General features: G+C 67.5%; 12 protein-coding genes and 4 pseudogenes. 9 read left to right on the top strand and 7 right to left on the bottom strand.

Annotation, left to right across the window (positions count from 1 at the left end; all coding sequences use genetic code 11):
* Nucleotides 1-588: 588 nt before the first annotated feature.
* Genes NQU54_RS24220 through NQU54_RS24200 form a run of 5 tightly spaced genes read right to left on the bottom strand, consistent with a single transcriptional unit; the run spans nucleotide 589 to nucleotide 6,164 of the window.
* Entirely contained in the window at nucleotides 589-1,494 is a 906-nt protein-coding gene (locus tag NQU54_RS24220) for an ABC transporter ATP-binding protein (protein WP_257632943.1), read from the bottom strand.
* The gene (locus NQU54_RS24215) at nucleotides 1,491-2,462 is read right to left on the bottom strand and encodes an ABC transporter ATP-binding protein (protein WP_257632942.1); all 972 of its coding nucleotides are present in this window, start codon (nucleotides 2,460-2,462) and stop codon (nucleotides 1,491-1,493) included. The genes NQU54_RS24220 and NQU54_RS24215 overlap by 4 nt, the downstream gene beginning before the upstream one ends.
* The gene (locus NQU54_RS24210) at nucleotides 2,459-3,463 is read right to left on the bottom strand and encodes an ABC transporter permease (RefSeq protein WP_257632941.1); all 1,005 of its coding nucleotides are present in this window, start codon (nucleotides 3,461-3,463) and stop codon (nucleotides 2,459-2,461) included. The genes NQU54_RS24215 and NQU54_RS24210 overlap by 4 nt, the downstream gene beginning before the upstream one ends.
* A gap of 15 nt (nucleotides 3,464-3,478) precedes the next feature.
* Nucleotides 3,479-4,468 (bottom strand): ABC transporter permease, encoded by a 990-nt coding sequence (locus NQU54_RS24205; protein ID WP_257632940.1) that lies wholly within the window; start codon nucleotides 4,466-4,468, stop codon nucleotides 3,479-3,481.
* A 58-nt stretch (nucleotides 4,469-4,526) separates the two neighbouring features.
* Complete coding sequence (locus NQU54_RS24200) at nucleotides 4,527-6,164, bottom strand: ABC transporter substrate-binding protein (RefSeq protein WP_257632939.1); 1,638 nt, start codon at nucleotides 6,162-6,164, stop codon at nucleotides 4,527-4,529.
* Between the two features lie 397 nt (nucleotides 6,165-6,561).
* On the opposite strand from NQU54_RS24200, the gene NQU54_RS24195 reads away from it, so the two are divergent.
* The 3 genes and pseudogenes from NQU54_RS24195 (at nucleotide 6,562) to NQU54_RS24185 (ending at nucleotide 9,613) form a co-directional block, all read left to right on the top strand.
* Nucleotides 6,562-7,866 carry an ROK family transcriptional regulator gene (locus tag NQU54_RS24195; protein ID WP_257632938.1) on the top strand — a complete coding sequence of 435 codons (1,305 nt, stop codon included), beginning with the start codon at nucleotides 6,562-6,564 and terminating at the stop codon, nucleotides 7,864-7,866.
* 346 nt (nucleotides 7,867-8,212) lie between these two features.
* A pseudogene (locus tag NQU54_RS50560) lies at nucleotides 8,213-8,377 on the top strand (ROK family protein); the annotation flags it as partial.
* 138 nt (nucleotides 8,378-8,515) lie between these two features.
* A complete protein-coding gene (locus NQU54_RS24185; protein ID WP_257632937.1) occupies nucleotides 8,516-9,613 on the top strand; it encodes a helix-turn-helix domain-containing protein in 1,098 nt (365 codons plus the stop codon).
* Between the two features lie 77 nt (nucleotides 9,614-9,690).
* On the opposite strand, the pseudogene NQU54_RS50155 reads toward NQU54_RS24185, so the two are convergent.
* Nucleotides 9,691-10,005 (bottom strand): annotated as a pseudogene (locus tag NQU54_RS50155) (phage integrase N-terminal SAM-like domain-containing protein); the annotation flags it as partial.
* Nucleotides 10,006-10,506: 501 nt separating this feature from the next.
* Here NQU54_RS50155 and NQU54_RS24180 point away from each other — a divergent pair.
* The 6 genes and pseudogenes from NQU54_RS24180 to NQU54_RS24155 all read left to right on the top strand — a co-directional run.
* On the top strand, nucleotides 10,507-10,707 hold the full coding sequence (locus NQU54_RS24180; protein WP_230993481.1) for a hypothetical protein: 201 nt from the start codon (nucleotides 10,507-10,509) through the stop codon (nucleotides 10,705-10,707).
* Nucleotides 10,704-11,126: a PIN domain nuclease gene (locus tag NQU54_RS24175; RefSeq protein WP_078640465.1), complete on the top strand. Its 423-nt coding sequence runs from the start codon at nucleotides 10,704-10,706 to the stop codon at nucleotides 11,124-11,126. Before NQU54_RS24180 ends, NQU54_RS24175 begins: the two co-directional genes overlap by 4 nt.
* 17 nt (nucleotides 11,127-11,143) lie before the next feature.
* Complete coding sequence (locus NQU54_RS24170) at nucleotides 11,144-11,452, top strand: helix-turn-helix domain-containing protein (RefSeq protein ID WP_257632936.1); 309 nt, start codon at nucleotides 11,144-11,146, stop codon at nucleotides 11,450-11,452.
* Between the two features lie 862 nt (nucleotides 11,453-12,314).
* On the top strand, nucleotides 12,315-13,169 hold the full coding sequence (locus tag NQU54_RS24165) for an IS5 family transposase (protein WP_257632935.1): 855 nt from the start codon (nucleotides 12,315-12,317) through the stop codon (nucleotides 13,167-13,169).
* A 102-nt stretch (nucleotides 13,170-13,271) separates the two neighbouring features.
* A pseudogene (locus tag NQU54_RS24160) lies at nucleotides 13,272-14,181 on the top strand (helix-turn-helix transcriptional regulator).
* Between the two features lie 150 nt (nucleotides 14,182-14,331).
* Nucleotides 14,332-14,510: pseudogene (locus tag NQU54_RS24155) on the top strand (sugar phosphate isomerase/epimerase); the annotation flags it as partial.
* Nucleotides 14,511-15,503: 993 nt separating this feature from the next.
* On the opposite strand, the gene NQU54_RS24150 reads toward NQU54_RS24155, so the two are convergent.
* Nucleotides 15,504-15,944 carry an Lrp/AsnC family transcriptional regulator gene (locus NQU54_RS24150; RefSeq protein ID WP_257632934.1) on the bottom strand — a complete coding sequence of 147 codons (441 nt, stop codon included), beginning with the start codon at nucleotides 15,942-15,944 and terminating at the stop codon, nucleotides 15,504-15,506.
* Between the last annotated feature and the right edge of the window lie 157 nt (nucleotides 15,945-16,101).

The raw sequence follows: 16,101 nt of genomic DNA, 5'->3' as shown, positions 1-16,101 counted from the left end.
CTCCCAGTGCCAGGCCCCGTTGAGCTCGATCTGCCAGGCCAGCGCCCAGGAGCCCTCCCGGGCCACCAGAGCCCAGGTGGGCAGGTGCTCTCCGGTGGACCAGGAACTGCGCGAGGTCGGAGTCGTCGACTCCGCGTCCCGAGTCGGTGAGGAAGACGCCGGTGCAGGCCGAGATGACGGCCTGCACCGTGAGCTCCTCGCCGTCGGTTCCCAGCTCGGTCCATGTGCGTACTGCCGAGCTGTCCGGCGTGGCACGGAAGACGCTGGTGGCGGTCAGCCCGGTGGCCGGGTCGCGTTGGCAGATCCGCAGTTCCGCGCCGCCGCCGGCCGTCGTGGTACGGGTGTGGTCGACCAAGCGCAGGCGGGCGCCGACCGTGTGTCGGCGTACCGGTGGCTGCCGGGGAACCGCCCCTGGCCGAGGACCTGCACCTCGACCAGGGGGGCCGCATCCGCGACGGTTCGGCGGCGGGTGCCGCGCCCGCAGGACGCGGCGAGAGCAGCCGGACCGGTCGGTCAGGGGGCGGCCCCGAGCGTCAGCTCGGGGCCGCCACCGGTCCAGTTCGGGAGTTCGTCCGTGCTCCTGATGTCTCACCCTGCCACGGCGGCGTCGGAGTCCGTTGCGGCATCGATGTCGATCCACCGCCCGGCCTCGTGGTCATACGTGAGGTGATGGCGGTCGGAGGCCGCCTGCGGTTCGGGTTCTGACGAGAGCAGGCGGCCGCGCAGTTCGGGGTTCGGGGCCGCGGCGGCCAGGGTCTGGGTGTACGGGTGCTGGGGAGTGAGGATGACGTCGTCGGCCGGGCCGCGCTCGACGATCCGCCCGCGGTTCATCACCAGGATGCTGTCGGAGAAGTGCCGCGCCGTGGCCAGGTCGTGGGTGATGTAGAGCACCGCGAGATCGTCCTCCCGCTGCAGCCTGGCCAGGAGGCTGAGGACGCCGAGCCGACTGGACACGTCCAGCATGGAGACCGGCTCGTCGGCGACGATCACCCGTGCTCCCGGCGCCAGGGCGCGGGCGATAGCGACGCGCTGACGCTGTCCGCCCGAGAGTTCGTGCGGGCGCCGGTCCATCAGCTCGACCGGCAGGCTCACTCGCTCGAGGAGTTGTGACGCCTGTTCCCGGACCTGTTCGCGGCCCTTCGCCCGGCCGTGCAGCACCAGGGGGCGAGCCAGGTGGTGCTCGATGCTGTGGAAAGGATTGAGCGAGGCGAACGGGTCCTGGAACACCATTTGCACGTGGTCCCGGTAGTGGCGGTCCTTGATCCGCGTCCCGTCCGGGCCGACGGCGGCGATCGTGCCGGACGTGGGCTTCTCCAGACGGGCGATCATGCGGGCGACGGTGGACTTGCCCGAGCCGGACGCCCCGACCAAGGCCACGGTGCGGCCGGGCACGAGGGTGAAGTCGACACGGTGCACGGCGCGCAGCCGGGTGCGGCGCAGCCCGGACCTGAGCGTGAACTCCTTCACGAGATCGCGCACTTCCAGCGTGGTCATCGCACACCCCCGTCAGAACGAACCTGTTCTCGGTCTGCCGCGCCGGGCCCGGTGGGTGTCGTATCCCGAACGGTCTTCGGCGCGGCTTGCCCGTCGTCCCGAAGGAAGGCTCCACGTTCCCCCGTCAGGCGCGGGAAGGAATCAAGGAGTCGGCGCGCGTAGGGATGGCGTGGCTGCCGGTAGATCGTCTCCGCAGCCTCGCACTCGACGATCTCGCCGCGCAGCATCACCGCGATGCGGTCGCTCAGTTCGAGCAGCAGCGGCAGGTCGTGGGTGATGAAGATGACGGCGAAGCCGAGCTCCTCCCGCAGCCGGAGGATCTCTCGCAGGATGCCGCGCTGTACCAGCACGTCGAGGGCGGTGGTTGGCTCGTCCATGATCATGACCTGCGGGTCGAGCAGCAGAGCCATGGCGATCATCACTCGCTGGCGCATGCCGCCGGAGAGCTCGTGCGGGTAGGAGTTCATCCGCCGGGGCTCGACTCCGACGAGTTCGAGAACCTCCGCGCAGCGTGCCCGGCGGTCCTGCTTGGACATGCCGGGGCGGTGCGTGGTGAGTACGTCCTCCAGCTGTGCTCGTACTGAGGTGACGGGGTTGAGAGCGTTCATCGCGCCCTGGAACACCATCGACAGCTTCGACCAGCGGAACCTACGCAGTTGCTCACGGCCCAGGGCCAGCAGGTCCAGGTCCTGTCCGTCGCGGTCGTGGAAGGTGACCGATCCGGAGGTGACGTCGGCGGGCCACTCGTGGAGGCGGTTGATCGCGTACGCGAGGGTGCTCTTGCCGCAGCCGGACTCGCCCGCGAGGCCGAGGATCTCGCCCCGGTGCAGGGTGAAGGAGATGTCCCTGACGGCGTGCACGGGAGGGTCGCTCTGGTACACGACGTTCAGGTCACGCACCGTCAGGACCGGTGCCTGCGGAGCAGTTCCAGGTGCCGGAGCGGTGTCCGGTGACAGGTCGGGGGTCATGCGGCGGTGCTCCTGACGGCAGAGTTCCGGCTGCTCCCGGATGCGGCGCGGGCGGCGCGTTTGCGGACGGGGCGGCGCAGCCGCGGGTTAATGATCTCGTCGAGACTGAGGTTGATGAGGGCGAGCCCGCATCCGAAGACGGCGATGATCAGGCCGGGCGGTACGAACCACCACCACGCCTCCCGCTGCAGCGCGAAGCCGTTCTGCGCGAAATACAGCATCGTGCCCAGCGTGGAGGAGTTGGAGGCGCCGAGGCCCAGGAAGGAGAGGCCCGCCTCGCTGAGGATGGCGGCGATCACCGCAAAGACGAACTGCGAGGCCAGCACCGGCAGCAGGTTGGGCACGATCTCGACGCAGATCACGCGCCAGGGCTTCTCCCCGGCGACTCTGGCCGCGGCCACGTAGTCGCGGTTGCGCACGGAGAGGGTCTGGGCGCGCAGCACGCGTGCGGAGGCAGCCCAGCCGGTGACGGCGAGGACCAGGGCGATGGTCCACGATCCGCGCTGGTCGGCGGGGACGAATCCGGAAATGACGATCACCAGCGGCAGACCGGGGATGACGAGCATGACGTTGGAGAACAGCGAGAACGCCTCGTCGACGATGCCGCCGACGTAGCCGCCGATCACGCCGAACACCGCGGACAGGACTGTGGCCATGACACCGACGAGGAGACCGATCTGCAGCGATCCCCGCGTGGCGTGGGTGAGCTGGTCGAGCACGTCCTGGCCAGTCTGCGTGGTGCCCAGCCAGTGGTCACCGCTCGGTGCGGTGAGGCTGATGTTACGGATGGTGTCCGGATCGCCGGCCAGCACCGGCCCGATGAGCCCGAACAGCGCGATGGCGACCACCAGGCCGAGTCCGACGGCCAGCTTCGGTGTCCAGCTGGGCAGCATGGCGCGCCAGCCGGTGCGCCGGGTGGATGCGGGTGCGGGCACGGCCCCGGGCTCGGCGCCGGGAGGCAGGTCCTCCAGCCCGCTGGAGGAGGGAATGAGACTCGTCACGGATGGTCCTTCCGGTCAGTTGCTCACTCGGGTACGGGGGTCGATCAGCCCGTAGAGCAGATCCACGAGCAGGTTGGCGCCCAGGACCGCGACGGTGATGACCAGGAAGATTCCCTGCATCAGCGCATAGTCGTTGTTCTCGACGGCCTGCAGCAGCCGGCCGCCGATGCCGGGGTAGGAGAAGACCTGCTCGGTGATGACGGATCCGGACACCACGAAACCGAGCGAGGTGGCGAACCCCGCCACCGAGGGCAGCGCCGCGTTGCGTGCTGCGTAGCGGATCATGATGCGGTTGCCCCGCAGGCCCTTCGCGCGTGCCGTGAGGATGTAGTCCTCGGCCGCGGTGGACACCATCATGTTGCGCATGCCAAGGAGCCATCCGCCCACGGAAGAGATCACGACGGTGAGCGCGGGCAAGATGCCGTGGTAGATCGCTGAGGAGATGAACGGCCAGTTCCAGCCCATGGAGAGGGACACGTCGTATCCGCCGAGCAGCGGGAACCAGTGCAGGGTGGAAGAGAGCAGCGCCGCCAGGATGAGGGCCAGCCAGAAGTAGGGCACGGCAGCCAGCACGGTGGTGCTCGGGATGATCGAGTCCAGCCAGGTGCCGCGCTTCCAGCCCACCACCGTCCCGAGGACGAGACCGAGCACGAAGGAGATCAGCGTCGCCATACCGATCAGAACGATGGTCCAGGGCAGGGACTGCCCGATCACGTCCGACACCTTGGCGGGATACGAGCTGACCGAGACCCCGAAATCACCGTGCAGCAGATTGCCCAAGTACGAGACGTATTGCTGCACGAGTGAGTCGCTGCGGTCGGCCCCGAGGAGGAGCTCGTAGGACCGGCGTACCGACGGATCGACCGTGCCGCCGCGCTGCTGCAGCTTCGCCATCAGGATGTCCACCGGGTTCCCCGGCATCATTCTCGGGATGAAGAAGTTGAGAGTGACGGCCGCCCACAGGGCGACGAGATAGAAACCGAACTTGCGGGCGTAGTACCTCATCGGTCACTGCCGATCATGATGCGCTCCTCCTCGACGGGCTTGTTCACGTCCTCATGCCTCACTTGGCGGGCTTGAGGTGCAGGAAGACCTGCGAGTTGTCGGGGCGGCCCCAGACCGCGGGGAAGGCGTAGAGGTCGTCCTCGCTGGGCCAGCCGGTGAACTTGCCCGCGTTGTACTCGCTCGTGGTGCCACCGGTGAGGACCGGGATGTACGGCATCGACTTCTCGATCTCGGTCTGGATCGTGTCGTAGTACGGCTGCCGGGCGGCGGTGTCCTGCGGGTCGATGGCCTTCAGGGCGTCCAGGGCGTCATCCACCTTGGCGTTCTTGAACCGCGCGAAGTTCGGGTTGGCGCTCTTGCCGACCGGCGCGGTGGTCTTCGAAGAGAAGAAGTAGCTGTACGTGTAGTAAGGGTCGGGGGCGGGCCCCTGCGACAGGGAGTCGATCAGCAGCTGGTACTGGCCGCGGCCTCGGGCGTCCGACCACTCGTTCCACGACACCTGCTGCACGGTGAGCTTGATGCCCGCCTTCTTCAGCTGCTCGGCCATCGTGTTGACGGCGGTGATGTAGTCGGTCCAGCCGGAGACGACCTTGACCGTAAGGTTCAGCTTCTTGCCACTCTTGGCGTAGATGCCGTCGGAACCCTTGGTGTAGCCGGCGTCCCGCAGCAGGCCGGTGGCCTTGTCCGGGTGCGGCTTCATCGGCGCGATGGGGTCGGTGAGCTTGTCGGACACCAGCGCCTTGTCCCGCTCAGGCAGGGCGAAGCCCGGGGAGATCTCGCTGGCGGTGTTCTCGAAGGCCAGGGCGTTGAGCTGGGTGCGGTCCAGTGCGTAGTAGATGGCTTTGCGCACCGCCTGATCAGTCTGCGGTCCCGTACATCCGAGGTCGGCGCTGGAGCAGGTGAACAGGGCCGCCTGGTTCATCGGAACGGTGATGGCCTGGTAGCCCGGGTAGTTCTTCGAGACGTTCTTGATGTCGGGCACGGGGCCGGTGTTCCAGTCGATCTGGCCGGCCTTGAGAGCGTCGGCGCCGGACTGGTTCCCGGAGAGCGCCACGAAGCGAACCTTCTTCAGGGCGGGGGCGCCCCCGTAGTAGTCCTGGTTCGCCTCAAGGGTGAACGCCTGCGGCTTGAACTCGGCCAGCTTGAAGGGGCCGGTGCCCACTGGCTTCTTCACCACGTCCTCGGCCGGCTTGCCGACCTTCGACCAGATATGCTTCGGCACGATCCAGGACTTTCCGAGGATCTGCGGGCCGTCAGTGAAGGACGGCTTATCGAAGGTGATCTTTACGTGGGTGGCGTCGACGGCCTTGGCAGTGCCGGAGTACCCCGCACCGTTCATGCCGGGGTTCTTGCGGATCATGTCGAGGGTGAAGACGACATCGTCCGCTGTGAATTTCTGCCCGTCGCTCCACTTGGCGTCTGGCCGGAGGGTGACCGACAGCTCGGTGCCTTCCTTGTTCCAGGAGTAGGCGGTGCCCAGGCGCGGCTGGGGCTTGTCCTTGCGGGCGATGTTGTAGAAGAACAACGGCTCGAAGATCGTGCCGGGGCCGTCGATCACGGTCGGCGAGTACGGGTTGAAGTTGATCTGGTAGTCGCCGTTCTGGCCGGTATAGGCGACCAGTGTGTCGGAGCCACCCCCGCCACCGCCGGTACCACCTCCGCCGCCGCACCCCGTGAGGACGAGGCCGAGGACCATGCCCCCCGCGATGCTGACACGACGCGATTCACTACGAAACCTAAACATATGGGCCACTCTCTCGAGGCGGTCCTTGCCGGACGGCCGGGGCCCCGGAGCCGCCTCACGGGGCCGGGGAACCATGCCTGTGTGGCGAGATTGTTAAGCTGATGAAGAAAGAAAGTCAACACATCGGCGGGAACTGTTTCATTGGTCCGCTGCACCGGACACGGAGGCAGGCCCCGCGGCGGCCATTGCCGCGGGATCTACACCATCGACTGTGCGACAGCACTGCTCATCAGGGCCCCTCCGTTGCTATGTTCGTCCAGCAAATAAACTGATCGATGCCGGAGTCTCCGGCCGAGACACAGCGCCTGTGGGCGCCGGGAGGATGTCGATGGGAGGGTCAGCGAGGGACATGCCCCATGCGACCAGCAGGGCCGCGGTGCTGGACGTCATCAGGGCTGCCGGAACAATCAGCCGCGTCCGGTTGATCAAGGCGACGGGTTTCACCGGCGCCACGATCTCGACCGTGGTGCGGCGCCTGATCGACGACGGACTGGTCACCGAGGTGGGCCGCTCCGAGTCCACTGGAGGTAAGCCGCGAACCCTGCTGGCGCTCAACGAGAGCTCCCGTTACGCGGTCGGCGTCCACCTCGACCACTCAGGCATCACTTACGCGCTCACCGACCTCGGCGGCTCAGTGGTGGCCCGGATGTCCAGGGCCGGGGCAGGCACCGACAATCCTCCCGCGGTGGTGGCCCGCATGGCCGACGAGGTGGACAAGCTCATCCAGGGGGTCGGCATCAGCCGGGACCTGGTCCTGGGCCTCGGCCTGGTGTCACCCGGCCCGCTCACGCCGGCCAGCGGCATGCGCCTGACACCTCCGACGATGCGGCACTGGGAGGAGTTCCCTCTCGACCAGGCACTGGCGGAAGCCACCGGCCTTCCGGTCGTCCTTGAGAACGACGCCACCGCGGCGGCCCTGGGCGAGCACTGGTCCGGCGTGGTGCGCGGCACCCCGAGCTTCGCCGCCGTCTACATGGGAACCGGCATCGGCGCCGGCCTCATGATCGACGGCGTAGTCTACCGCGGCCGCAGCGGTAACGCCGGCGAGATCGGCCATATGTCTCTCGACGTCGACGGCCCCGACTGCTGGTGCGGCGCACGCGGGTGCACCGAAGCGCTCGCGGGCCCGGCCGCCGTGGTGACACAGGCCCGCGCCGACGCACGCATCTCCCGGGCGGCCGGCCTCGCCCAGGGCCCGGGCGGCCAACGCCCCTCGGTAGCCGCCGACTTCGCGGCGGTGGCGCGGGCGGCCCGGCTCGGGGACAGTGGCGCCCGGGAACTCCTGGAGCGCTCGGCACGCTGGCTCGCCCTGGCCACGCGAGCACTCGCCAACGTCATGGACCTGGAGACGGTCGTACTCACGGGCCCCAGTCTGGCTGTCGCCGGTTCCGTCTATCTGCCCGTCGTGCAGGAGGAGTTGGACCGGACCTTCTTCGCACGCGCCGCGCATCCGGTGGTCGTGCGCCTGTCGGACTCGGCCGCCACCGCTCCCGCCATCGGAGCGGCGACCATGGTGCTGCGGGCCGAACTGGTGCCGTTGCGCCAAGGAAGCCTCCCCCTTTCGAGCGCGCTCGGGGAGCCGGAGCCCGAAGTCGCGGTCGGCGCCACCGCGGGCCGTGCACGCCCCGTATCGTCCCGCCGGAAGGCGATCTGACCTCCACGTCGCGCTGTCGGCCGGTACCGGCCGACAGCGCGACCCTTTGATTAGCGGCAAAACTTATTACGTCGGCAGTCTTGCCATGGTTCTGCTGCGCTCTTAACGTCGTGGACACCGGCGACCCCGGCACGGGCCACCGAGTCCGGCCGTACCGAGCCGCGAGCCGCCCGTCCCCGATCCCGCGCGCGGCCCGCGCCACCTCCCTCAGGATTGGCCGCTTCGCTCCACAGAAAGTTCGGCAACCGAACTTACTGCTGGGCAACGATGTCGAAGGGTCGGCACAGTGAAGCCCCGCAGAGCGAACGCCTCCTGCGGAACAGCGGAGAAGGGACACACAAGAGTCATGTGCGGGGCACTCGACATCGGTGGGACGAAGATCGCCGGCGCGGTGGTGGACACGGAGGGCCGGGTGCTCGTGCGCGCTGAGAGGCCGACGGCCGGCTCCGCCAGCACTGTCATCGCCGCGGTCACCGCTGTCCTCGACGAACTGTCCGCTCGTCCGCGCTGGCGGTCCGTGACCTTGCGCTTGCCGAGAATGTCATCCTCCCTAGTCGGAGGCCTGCACCGGACCCCACACTCGCCAGCCGCGGTCGCTCGAGCCGGCGCTCTCGCGTAGCCGGTGGTCCACGCGTCATGATGATCGATCGTGCTGCTACGACTGGCCTACCTCGGTGTGACGAATGCCTTCGCGGTGCTGCGTTTGCTGCCGATAAGTGGCCGGGACAAGGATGTAGAGATCCTTGCCCTGCGCCATCAGATCGCGGTCCTGGAACGCCAACTCGGCAAAGGCAAAGTCCGGTTCAGCTCAAGCGACCGGGCGTTACTAGCGGCGCTGTTGCACCGGCTGCCGTTACCCGCCCTGCGGCGAGTGCGGCTGCTCGTGCGTCCTGACACGGTGCTGCGCTGGCATCGCGACCTCGCCAGGCGCCGGCATGCCGCCTTATCGCGGCCCAAGCGACCCGGCCGACCTCGTACGGTGCGCTCTATCCGGATTCTGGTACTGCGTCTGGCGAGGGAGAATCCAAACTGGGGCTACAGGCGTCTGCACGGTGAGCTGCTCGTGCTCGGCGTGAAAGTGTCCGCCTCGACCGTCTGGAAAATCCTCAAGGACGCGGGCGTCGATCCAGCGACCGACCGGAGTTCCAGCACGTGGGCCGACTTCCTGCGCTCCCAAGCCGACGCCCTCCTGGCCTGCGACTTCTTTGAGACGGTCACCTTGTCCGGCACGCGGATGTACGTACTCGCGGTGATCGAACACAGCAGTCGCCGCCTCCGGATCCTGGGCGCCACCGCACACCCGGCCGCCTCCTGGGTAACGCAAGCTGCGAAGAACCTGGTCATGGACCTCGAGGACGTCGGCTGCCGGGCGCGATTCATGATCCGCGATCGGGACGGGAAGTTCCCCCAGCTGTTCGATGCCGTCCTCAAGGACGCAGGGATCGAGGTCGTCCTCACTGGCATCCAGATGCCGAGAATGAACTCGGTCATGGAAAGGTGGGTGCAGACCTGCAGACACGAACTCCTGGACCGGACCTTGATCTGGAACCAGCGGCACTTCCTCCACGCCCTGCGAGAGTTCGAGCAGTTCTACAACTTCCACCGACCACACCAAGGCATCGCGAACGCCCGACCGCTACACCCGCTGCCCTCACCAATCGACGATCCGGACAAGTTAAGCAACCTCGACATACGACGCCACGACCGCCTTGGCGGCATCCTCCACGAATACAAGCATGCCGCGTGACCGCACGGATGAAGTATTCGGCCAGCACAACGTCCCATCGGCGAGCGGTCGATCTCCTCCTCGTCCAGCATCAGCCACTTGAAGAACTGCTGAAGTCCCTTGTGCTTGTTGAGCGCGGTCGACGCCGACCGCGTCTCGATCATCCACCCCTGGAACGCCTCGATGTGCGCGCGGGTGACCTCAGTCGCATCCTCGGCCGCGTCCTCCGCCTCGAGGTCGGGAGTGGCGTTCTCGTTCAGGTAGCGGGCGAGCTGGGCGGCGGCGAGGAGGTAGTTGTAGCGGGTGGTCTCCGGGTAGTTGCCCGCCCGCAGGGAACGGTCCCAGTCCCGCAGGAACCCTTCCCAGGTCTTGGAGACGCCTGTGGTGATCTTGTCCAGGTCCAGAAGCGGCATGGAGAGAAACCCTCCGAGTCAAGGTGTCGGTGAGCGGCGTGCTCGACCTCGACGCGGGAAACGGGAGCGCGAAAAGAGGGCCCTCACAGGTGTTGACCTGCGAAGACCCTCTGCACCGTCGGGACGACAGGATTTGAACCTGCGACCCCTTGACCCCCAGCCGCGCGGCAACTCTCCGCGACCATCCGTACCACTCTGTAGCAGTCCGTTCAGGGCAATACGCCGCCGCACGAAGCCCGAGAAGTACGCACCCCGCACACTACGCGCCAGCCGGCGTCGCCCGGGGCGCAGTCGGGCGACGCGTCTCTCCTTCAAATGACGCGGACCACGGTCCGGCGACTTCGACCGCGTGGGCCCGAGCCCCCTCCCCCGCCCATGGGAGCCGACGCGGGGCATCCCAGCCGAGGCGCCTTGACGTCGACCGCGCGACACCTGCCCCAGCCCCACTGATAAGGGATTTGTTATCCTTGGTAAGGTGCCCAGGCATTCAGGGAGGACATAATGGCCAAGATCACCATTGAGATCGACGAGGAGCGCCTCGCCGAGGCCAAGCAACTCCTGCACACCGAGGATGACACCGAGGTCGTGGCCAAAGCGGTGGATATTGCGGTCGGTGCGATCTACCAGCGTCGCGCGGCCCGGCAGCGGCTGAGCGAGCTCGCGGGTGAGGGCGGCGCCTTCGGCGAGGCCCGCCCGGCGTGAGCGAGTCTTATCTGATCGACACCAGCGCCTGCAACCGCCTGTTCCGCAGCCCCGCCGTGGAACGACACTGGGCGGGCATCCTGGACGAGGGCCGAGTGGCCGTGTGCGAGATCACCGAACTCGAACTGGTCCGCGCCACCGGCGGCCGCGACGAGCGGGCCGTACTGGAGCGCTACCTCCACGACGCCTTCGGCTGGACCCCCGTACCCGACCGTGCACTCACCCGGGCCCGGCAGGTGCAAGATCTCCTCGTCGCCACAAGCTGGCACCAGGGACCAGGAGCAGTCGACCTGATGACCGCCGCCACCGCAGAACTATGCGGACTGACCTTGCTGCACTACGACGCGGACTTCGAAACCATCGCCAAAGTGACCGGACAGCCCCACCAGTGGATCGCCCCACGCGGCAGTGTCGACTGACAAGGACAACGGCCACCATGGACTACACCACACACCCGGCCAAGCACACCGACACGGCACCGCCCGACAAAACCACCACCCACACCTGGGGGGCATTCCTGAAAAGAGCCCGGCGCAGCCGCGGGATGAGCCAGCGCGCGCTGGCCCGGGAACTGGGCGTCAGCCAGGCCCGGATCGCACAGATCGAAAACGGAGCCAGCACCCCGCAGATCGACACCATGGCCGCTTACATCACCGCCCTCGGCGGCGAGCTGACCCTGCGAGCCGACTTCCACGACCACGTCACCCAGACCACATGGCCCGAACAACACCCCACAGAAAGCTGACACGCACACAGGCAGGCTTCTTCACGTGACGGTGGCACTCTCCACGCTGACCGCCCTCGCACCCTGCCCGATCCTGTTGCCCATTTACTGTTTGTGCTGGTCGGGGTGTTGATCGTTGCGGCAGGCTGGTCTGGTGGCCGGTCCTTTTCGTTCCCGGTCACGGAGCGGGAGGGGTTCCGTGTCGATGGAGCCGCAGTCGTGGCCGGAGCCGGCGCCAGCCGTGACGCGCCAACCCGCAAAAGGTGTATTAACGTCATTACCGGCGACGGTGTAAGCCATCCCCATGGTTACGGCGTCACCGTCGCCGGGTCGTATCGAATCCGCTCCATCCTCTGGTCATGGGGTGGAGCGGCCTGACCTCCGTGCGCGGGGAGCTCCCAGGACCCCCGACCTACCCAGGTCCGGGGTTCGTCGCGTTGACCCAGTCGAGCCCCCGAGACAGCGGAGAGCGGGGCTTGGACACCAGTCCCTCAAAAGCCCACCCCGGGAGCGGAGGCGCGGCCTTCCAGCTCCAGGGTGGGCCGCTGTGCACATACACAGTGCCCCACAGGGGGCGCCTTGCCGACAAGACAACGTCACGACAGACCACCCGTATGGGGCACGCTTCCGCGCTGAGTTCGCAAACAGTCAGAGGTCGTTTTCACCTTGAATGTGCTGGTGTCTGTCAATCTTCGCGGCACGGGGTTGTGGTGGTGCGGAGGTTGTTGATGGGTTTGGTACCTGACGGACAGGTGGGGTGGCAAGTGGGGCGGGAGATGGTCTGTGCCTGTCTCATCCCAAGAAGCCAGGCCTTGCGCTGCGTGCTTCCAACGTCGTTGCCGTGCGCCTGGGCGCACTCGGTCCGGAGCGGTACTCCAGGAACATGCCTGCGCGACGCCCGTATCCGAGTGATCTGTCCGATGCCCGCTGGGAGTTGATCGAGCCGGTGCTGTCCGCCTGGCGCTTCGAGCGTCGCGGCAGGGCCCTGGACTTCGGCCGGCCACCCGAGCATGACCTGCGCGAGATTATGAACGCGATCCTGTACGTGGACCGCACCGGCGTCCAGTGGCGCTACCTCCCGCACGACTTCCCGCACTGGAACACGGTCTACGGATACTTCGCCAAGTGGGCGGCAGAAGGTGTGTTCGCCCAGCTCAACGGCCTACTCAGGCAACTCCTGCGACAGAAGGAGGGGCGGGACGCCGAACCTTCGGCCTGCGTGATCGACGCACAGAGTGTCAAGACCTCCACCAGCGTCCCCGCCTCCAGCCAAGGCACCGACGCCGGGAAGAAGATCGTCGGCCGGAAGCGGAGCATCGTCATCGACACGATCGGCCTCCTACTCGCGGTGCTCGTTACCGCGGCGAGCGTGCAGGACTCTGTGGCCGGCAGCCAACTCCTGGACCAGGTCGCTGCCGAACACTCCGCAATCCGCAAGGTGTGGGTGGACGGCGGCTACCGCCAGCACCTTGTCGAGCACGCCGCCACCCTCGGCATCGACATGGAAATCACCGCCCGCACCCCCGGGACCAGGGGCTTCACCCCGATCCCCAAGCGGTGGGCAGTCGAACGGACCTACGGCGGGCTGATGCTCCACCGCCGTCTCGCCCGCGACTACGAAACCCTCCCCGGACGCTCCGAAGCCATGATCCACCTCGCCATGACCGACCTCATGGCTCGCCGCCTCACCGGCGAAGCCACCATCTCCTGGCGCGATCCGAAAACCGTCACTAAATAAACAATTCCAGGATGAAACAGCGGGAGAAAACGACCTCTCAGGGGTAATGACAGGGCCCCCACTGCCCCGCGCAGCAGGTGCCCATCGGGTGAGACTGGAGTCATGACATCGGAGAGCGCGCACAGCGAGGGCGCCGAGCTGGGCCGCTATCTGCGCGCCCGCCGCACCCGGACCAGCCCCGAACACGCCGGCCTCACCGTCGGCACCGGCATCCGACGCACCCCAGGGCTGCGCCGCGAGGAGCTGGCCACCCTCGTCGGCATCAGCATCGACTACTACGTACGTCTGGAACGCGGCAAGGAGACCCGCCCCAGCCCCGCCGTCCTCGACTCGCTCGCCCGCGCCCTGCACATGGACGACCAGGAACACCAGCACCTGCGCGAGCTCGCCGCCCGCGCCGCCCGCTACGCCCCCGAACCGCCGCCCGCGCCCAGCCGCACCGTGCGCCCCCACCTCAAGCTGCTGCTCGACTCACTGCGCCCGAACGCGGCCTATGTCATCAGCCGCAGCATGGACATGCTCGCCTGGAACCCCGGTGGCCTCGCCCTCTACGCCAGCCTGGACGACTGGCCGGCCAAGCACCGAAACCTTGCCTGATATCTCTTCCTGCACCCTGCGGCCCGCGACCTCTTCCAGGACTGGGACCGGCAGATCACCGCCTGCGTCGCTCGCCTGCGCGCCGTCGCCGGCACCGCGCCTGACGCCCCCGATCTGACCAACCTCGTCGGCGAACTCCTCCTCAAAAGCCCCGACTTCGCCGGTCTCTGGGAACGCTACGAAGTCACCGGACGCAAGCCCGCGCACAAGACGTTCCATCATCCCCAGGTCGGCATGCTCACCCTCACATCCCAGTCTCTGCACGTCGAGGGCACCCCAGGCCAGCGCATCGGCGTCTACACCGCCGAACCCTGGCAGCCCCGACCACGACGCGCTGCTCCTGCTCGATATGACCGCACAGCCGTCAACGGAACGCCCCGCGCCCGCCCCGAGGGCCAGCGGTCAGCAGCCGTAAGCCGCCGCGGCACGGGACCGGCGTCCATCGCCCTGACGGGTTCCGTGGAGGAAATGCCACGTTCCTGAGACAACTGAGCGACGCCACGACGTGAGACAGCCGCGGATGGCTTCAGGTGCCTGGCGTGTGCGACGATCCGTGAGACCCACTCCCCGTCGCCAATGGGACTTCGCCTCCGCCGGTCACGGCGACGTGCCGTGCGAGGACGCGTTCCGAGCCCTCACCGCCATCGGCCTTCGCGGCCCGTCTCGATCGAGTGGGAAGACGCTGGAATGGACCGCTTCCGCGACGCGGCCGAGGCGGTCACATAGGTGCGGGCCCTGTTCTGAAAGCCGCCCGACGCGTCCCTCGACGCTGCCTTCTCGCACCAGACTGCCGAAGCCCCCTGAACAGAGTGCGGGAGATGTGCCATGACGTGATGACGTACCCACACCGCCGCTGTGACGGCGGTCGGGCCTGACGGCACGCTCCCTCGCGGATCCGGCCAACGGGCCGTGGCCAGGGCGGCGGACGAGCGACGGGAGCGCTTGTGCCTACCCCTCGCCTTCGGTCCGTTGCCGACCGCAGGACACCCCCGACCCGGTCCGCCCAGCGGGCAGGGACGGACAAGTAGCACGCCCCGGCAGCCTGCGCTGGCGGCGCGACCGGTGGCGGTCGCCGCTCGCTCACCCAGCCGCGACGACGGCCAGGCATCCGCTGTCGCCGGACGCGGCATACGGACGCCGTCCGTGGATGAGAAAAACCACGCCGATACCCAGGTATCGATGTCGGACAGCCAGCGGATCGACGCTGTCTGCGGGCCTCACCCGTACGCCTCCTACCAGCTGTCCACTCGCAGCTGAACTCCGGGCGCCGATCACTGCACGTCATCGGCGGCCAGGCCATTCTCGTTCGACCCGGCCCAGGGACCGGCGCTCGTGGTTCCCGACCTGCCAGGCCGTGTACGACACGCTCATCCTGCGTCGGCCTGACGGGAAGCTGGTTTCGATGCCCGCCGGTAAGTGGGCGTACGACAAGGCCCGCACAGCCTTGACCGTCGACCTGAGCTAGGGCGTCACTTTCAGCGACGGCGCCGCATTCGACGCCGCCGCGGCCAAGACGAACCTCGACCACTTCCGCACCGGCTCCGGCCCGCAGGGCGACACCCTCCCCGACGTCACTGGACGGCGGCCACGACTGCGATCGGTACCCACGGGTGTGGTCAGGCGGACCCACAGCGGTCCGCTGCCGCCTCTGGCGTGACTCGGTCGGGTCTCCGCGCCGCGATCAAATTCACCACGCGGCGGGAGCGCCAGCCCCGCGGCTCACGGTCCCTCCTGCGATCAGGCGCTCCGCGTCCAGGAACCGAGAGCCATGAGTGTTTTGGTCCCGGTTACCTGACCGGCGCGACGCAGGCTGTCGATGACCTGTTGGAGATGCTCGATGTCGCGGACGCGGACGTGCACCAGGGCGTCCGGATCGCCGGCGATGGTGAAGACGGCTTGGACCTCGGGGACCTTGTAGGCGGTGCGGACGATCTCCCCAACCGGTGTGGTTCCGGTGTAGGACAGCTCCACGAAGGCCTCGATGCCCCAGCCGAGCTTGGTGTGGTCGACCTGCACGGTGAAGCCGGTGATCACGCCACTCTCCCGGAGCCGGTCCACACGGCGTTTGACCGCGGCCACCGACAGTCCCACGTCGATCGCCATGTCCGAGAAGGTGCGCCGCCCGTCTTCGTGGAGCATGCGCAGCAGCTGGCGGTCGACGTCGTCGATCTCTGTCATCAGTACCTCCATCACACCCAGCGGGTGACAATAAAATGCATCCACAAGCATCGTCTAGTCAAATTTTTTGCTTCTGGCTCGCAATTTCTCACAAGTTACTTGTGTCGCACGGTGGATGTTGTTGTCCTTGGCGCCCGGACCCATGATCTCGAGGAGG

Source organism: Streptomyces malaysiensis subsp. samsunensis (genome assembly GCF_024519315.1).
Classification (GTDB): domain Bacteria; phylum Actinomycetota; class Actinomycetes; order Streptomycetales; family Streptomycetaceae; genus Streptomyces; species Streptomyces malaysiensis.
This window is presented reverse-complemented; position numbering and strand designations above follow the sequence as displayed.

Coding starts and splice junctions, on each gene's coding strand:
- NQU54_RS24180 (WP_230993481.1), top strand. CDS start 10,507: ATGGCCAAGATCACCATTGAGATCGACGAGGAGCGCCTCGCCGAGGCC.
- NQU54_RS24220 (WP_257632943.1), bottom strand. CDS start 1,494: ATGACCACGCTGGAAGTGCGCGATCTCGTGAAGGAGTTCACGCTCAGG.
- NQU54_RS24195 (WP_257632938.1), top strand. CDS start 6,562: ATGCCCCATGCGACCAGCAGGGCCGCGGTGCTGGACGTCATCAGGGCT.
- NQU54_RS24200 (WP_257632939.1), bottom strand. CDS start 6,164: ATGGTCCTCGGCCTCGTCCTCACGGGGTGCGGCGGCGGAGGTGGTACC.
- NQU54_RS24150 (WP_257632934.1), bottom strand. CDS start 15,944: ATGACAGAGATCGACGACGTCGACCGCCAGCTGCTGCGCATGCTCCAC.
- NQU54_RS24215 (WP_257632942.1), bottom strand. CDS start 2,462: ATGACCCCCGACCTGTCACCGGACACCGCTCCGGCACCTGGAACTGCT.
- NQU54_RS24205 (WP_257632940.1), bottom strand. CDS start 4,468: ATGAGGTACTACGCCCGCAAGTTCGGTTTCTATCTCGTCGCCCTGTGG.
- NQU54_RS24165 (WP_257632935.1), top strand. CDS start 12,315: ATGCCTGCGCGACGCCCGTATCCGAGTGATCTGTCCGATGCCCGCTGG.
- NQU54_RS24170 (WP_257632936.1), top strand. CDS start 11,144: ATGGACTACACCACACACCCGGCCAAGCACACCGACACGGCACCGCCC.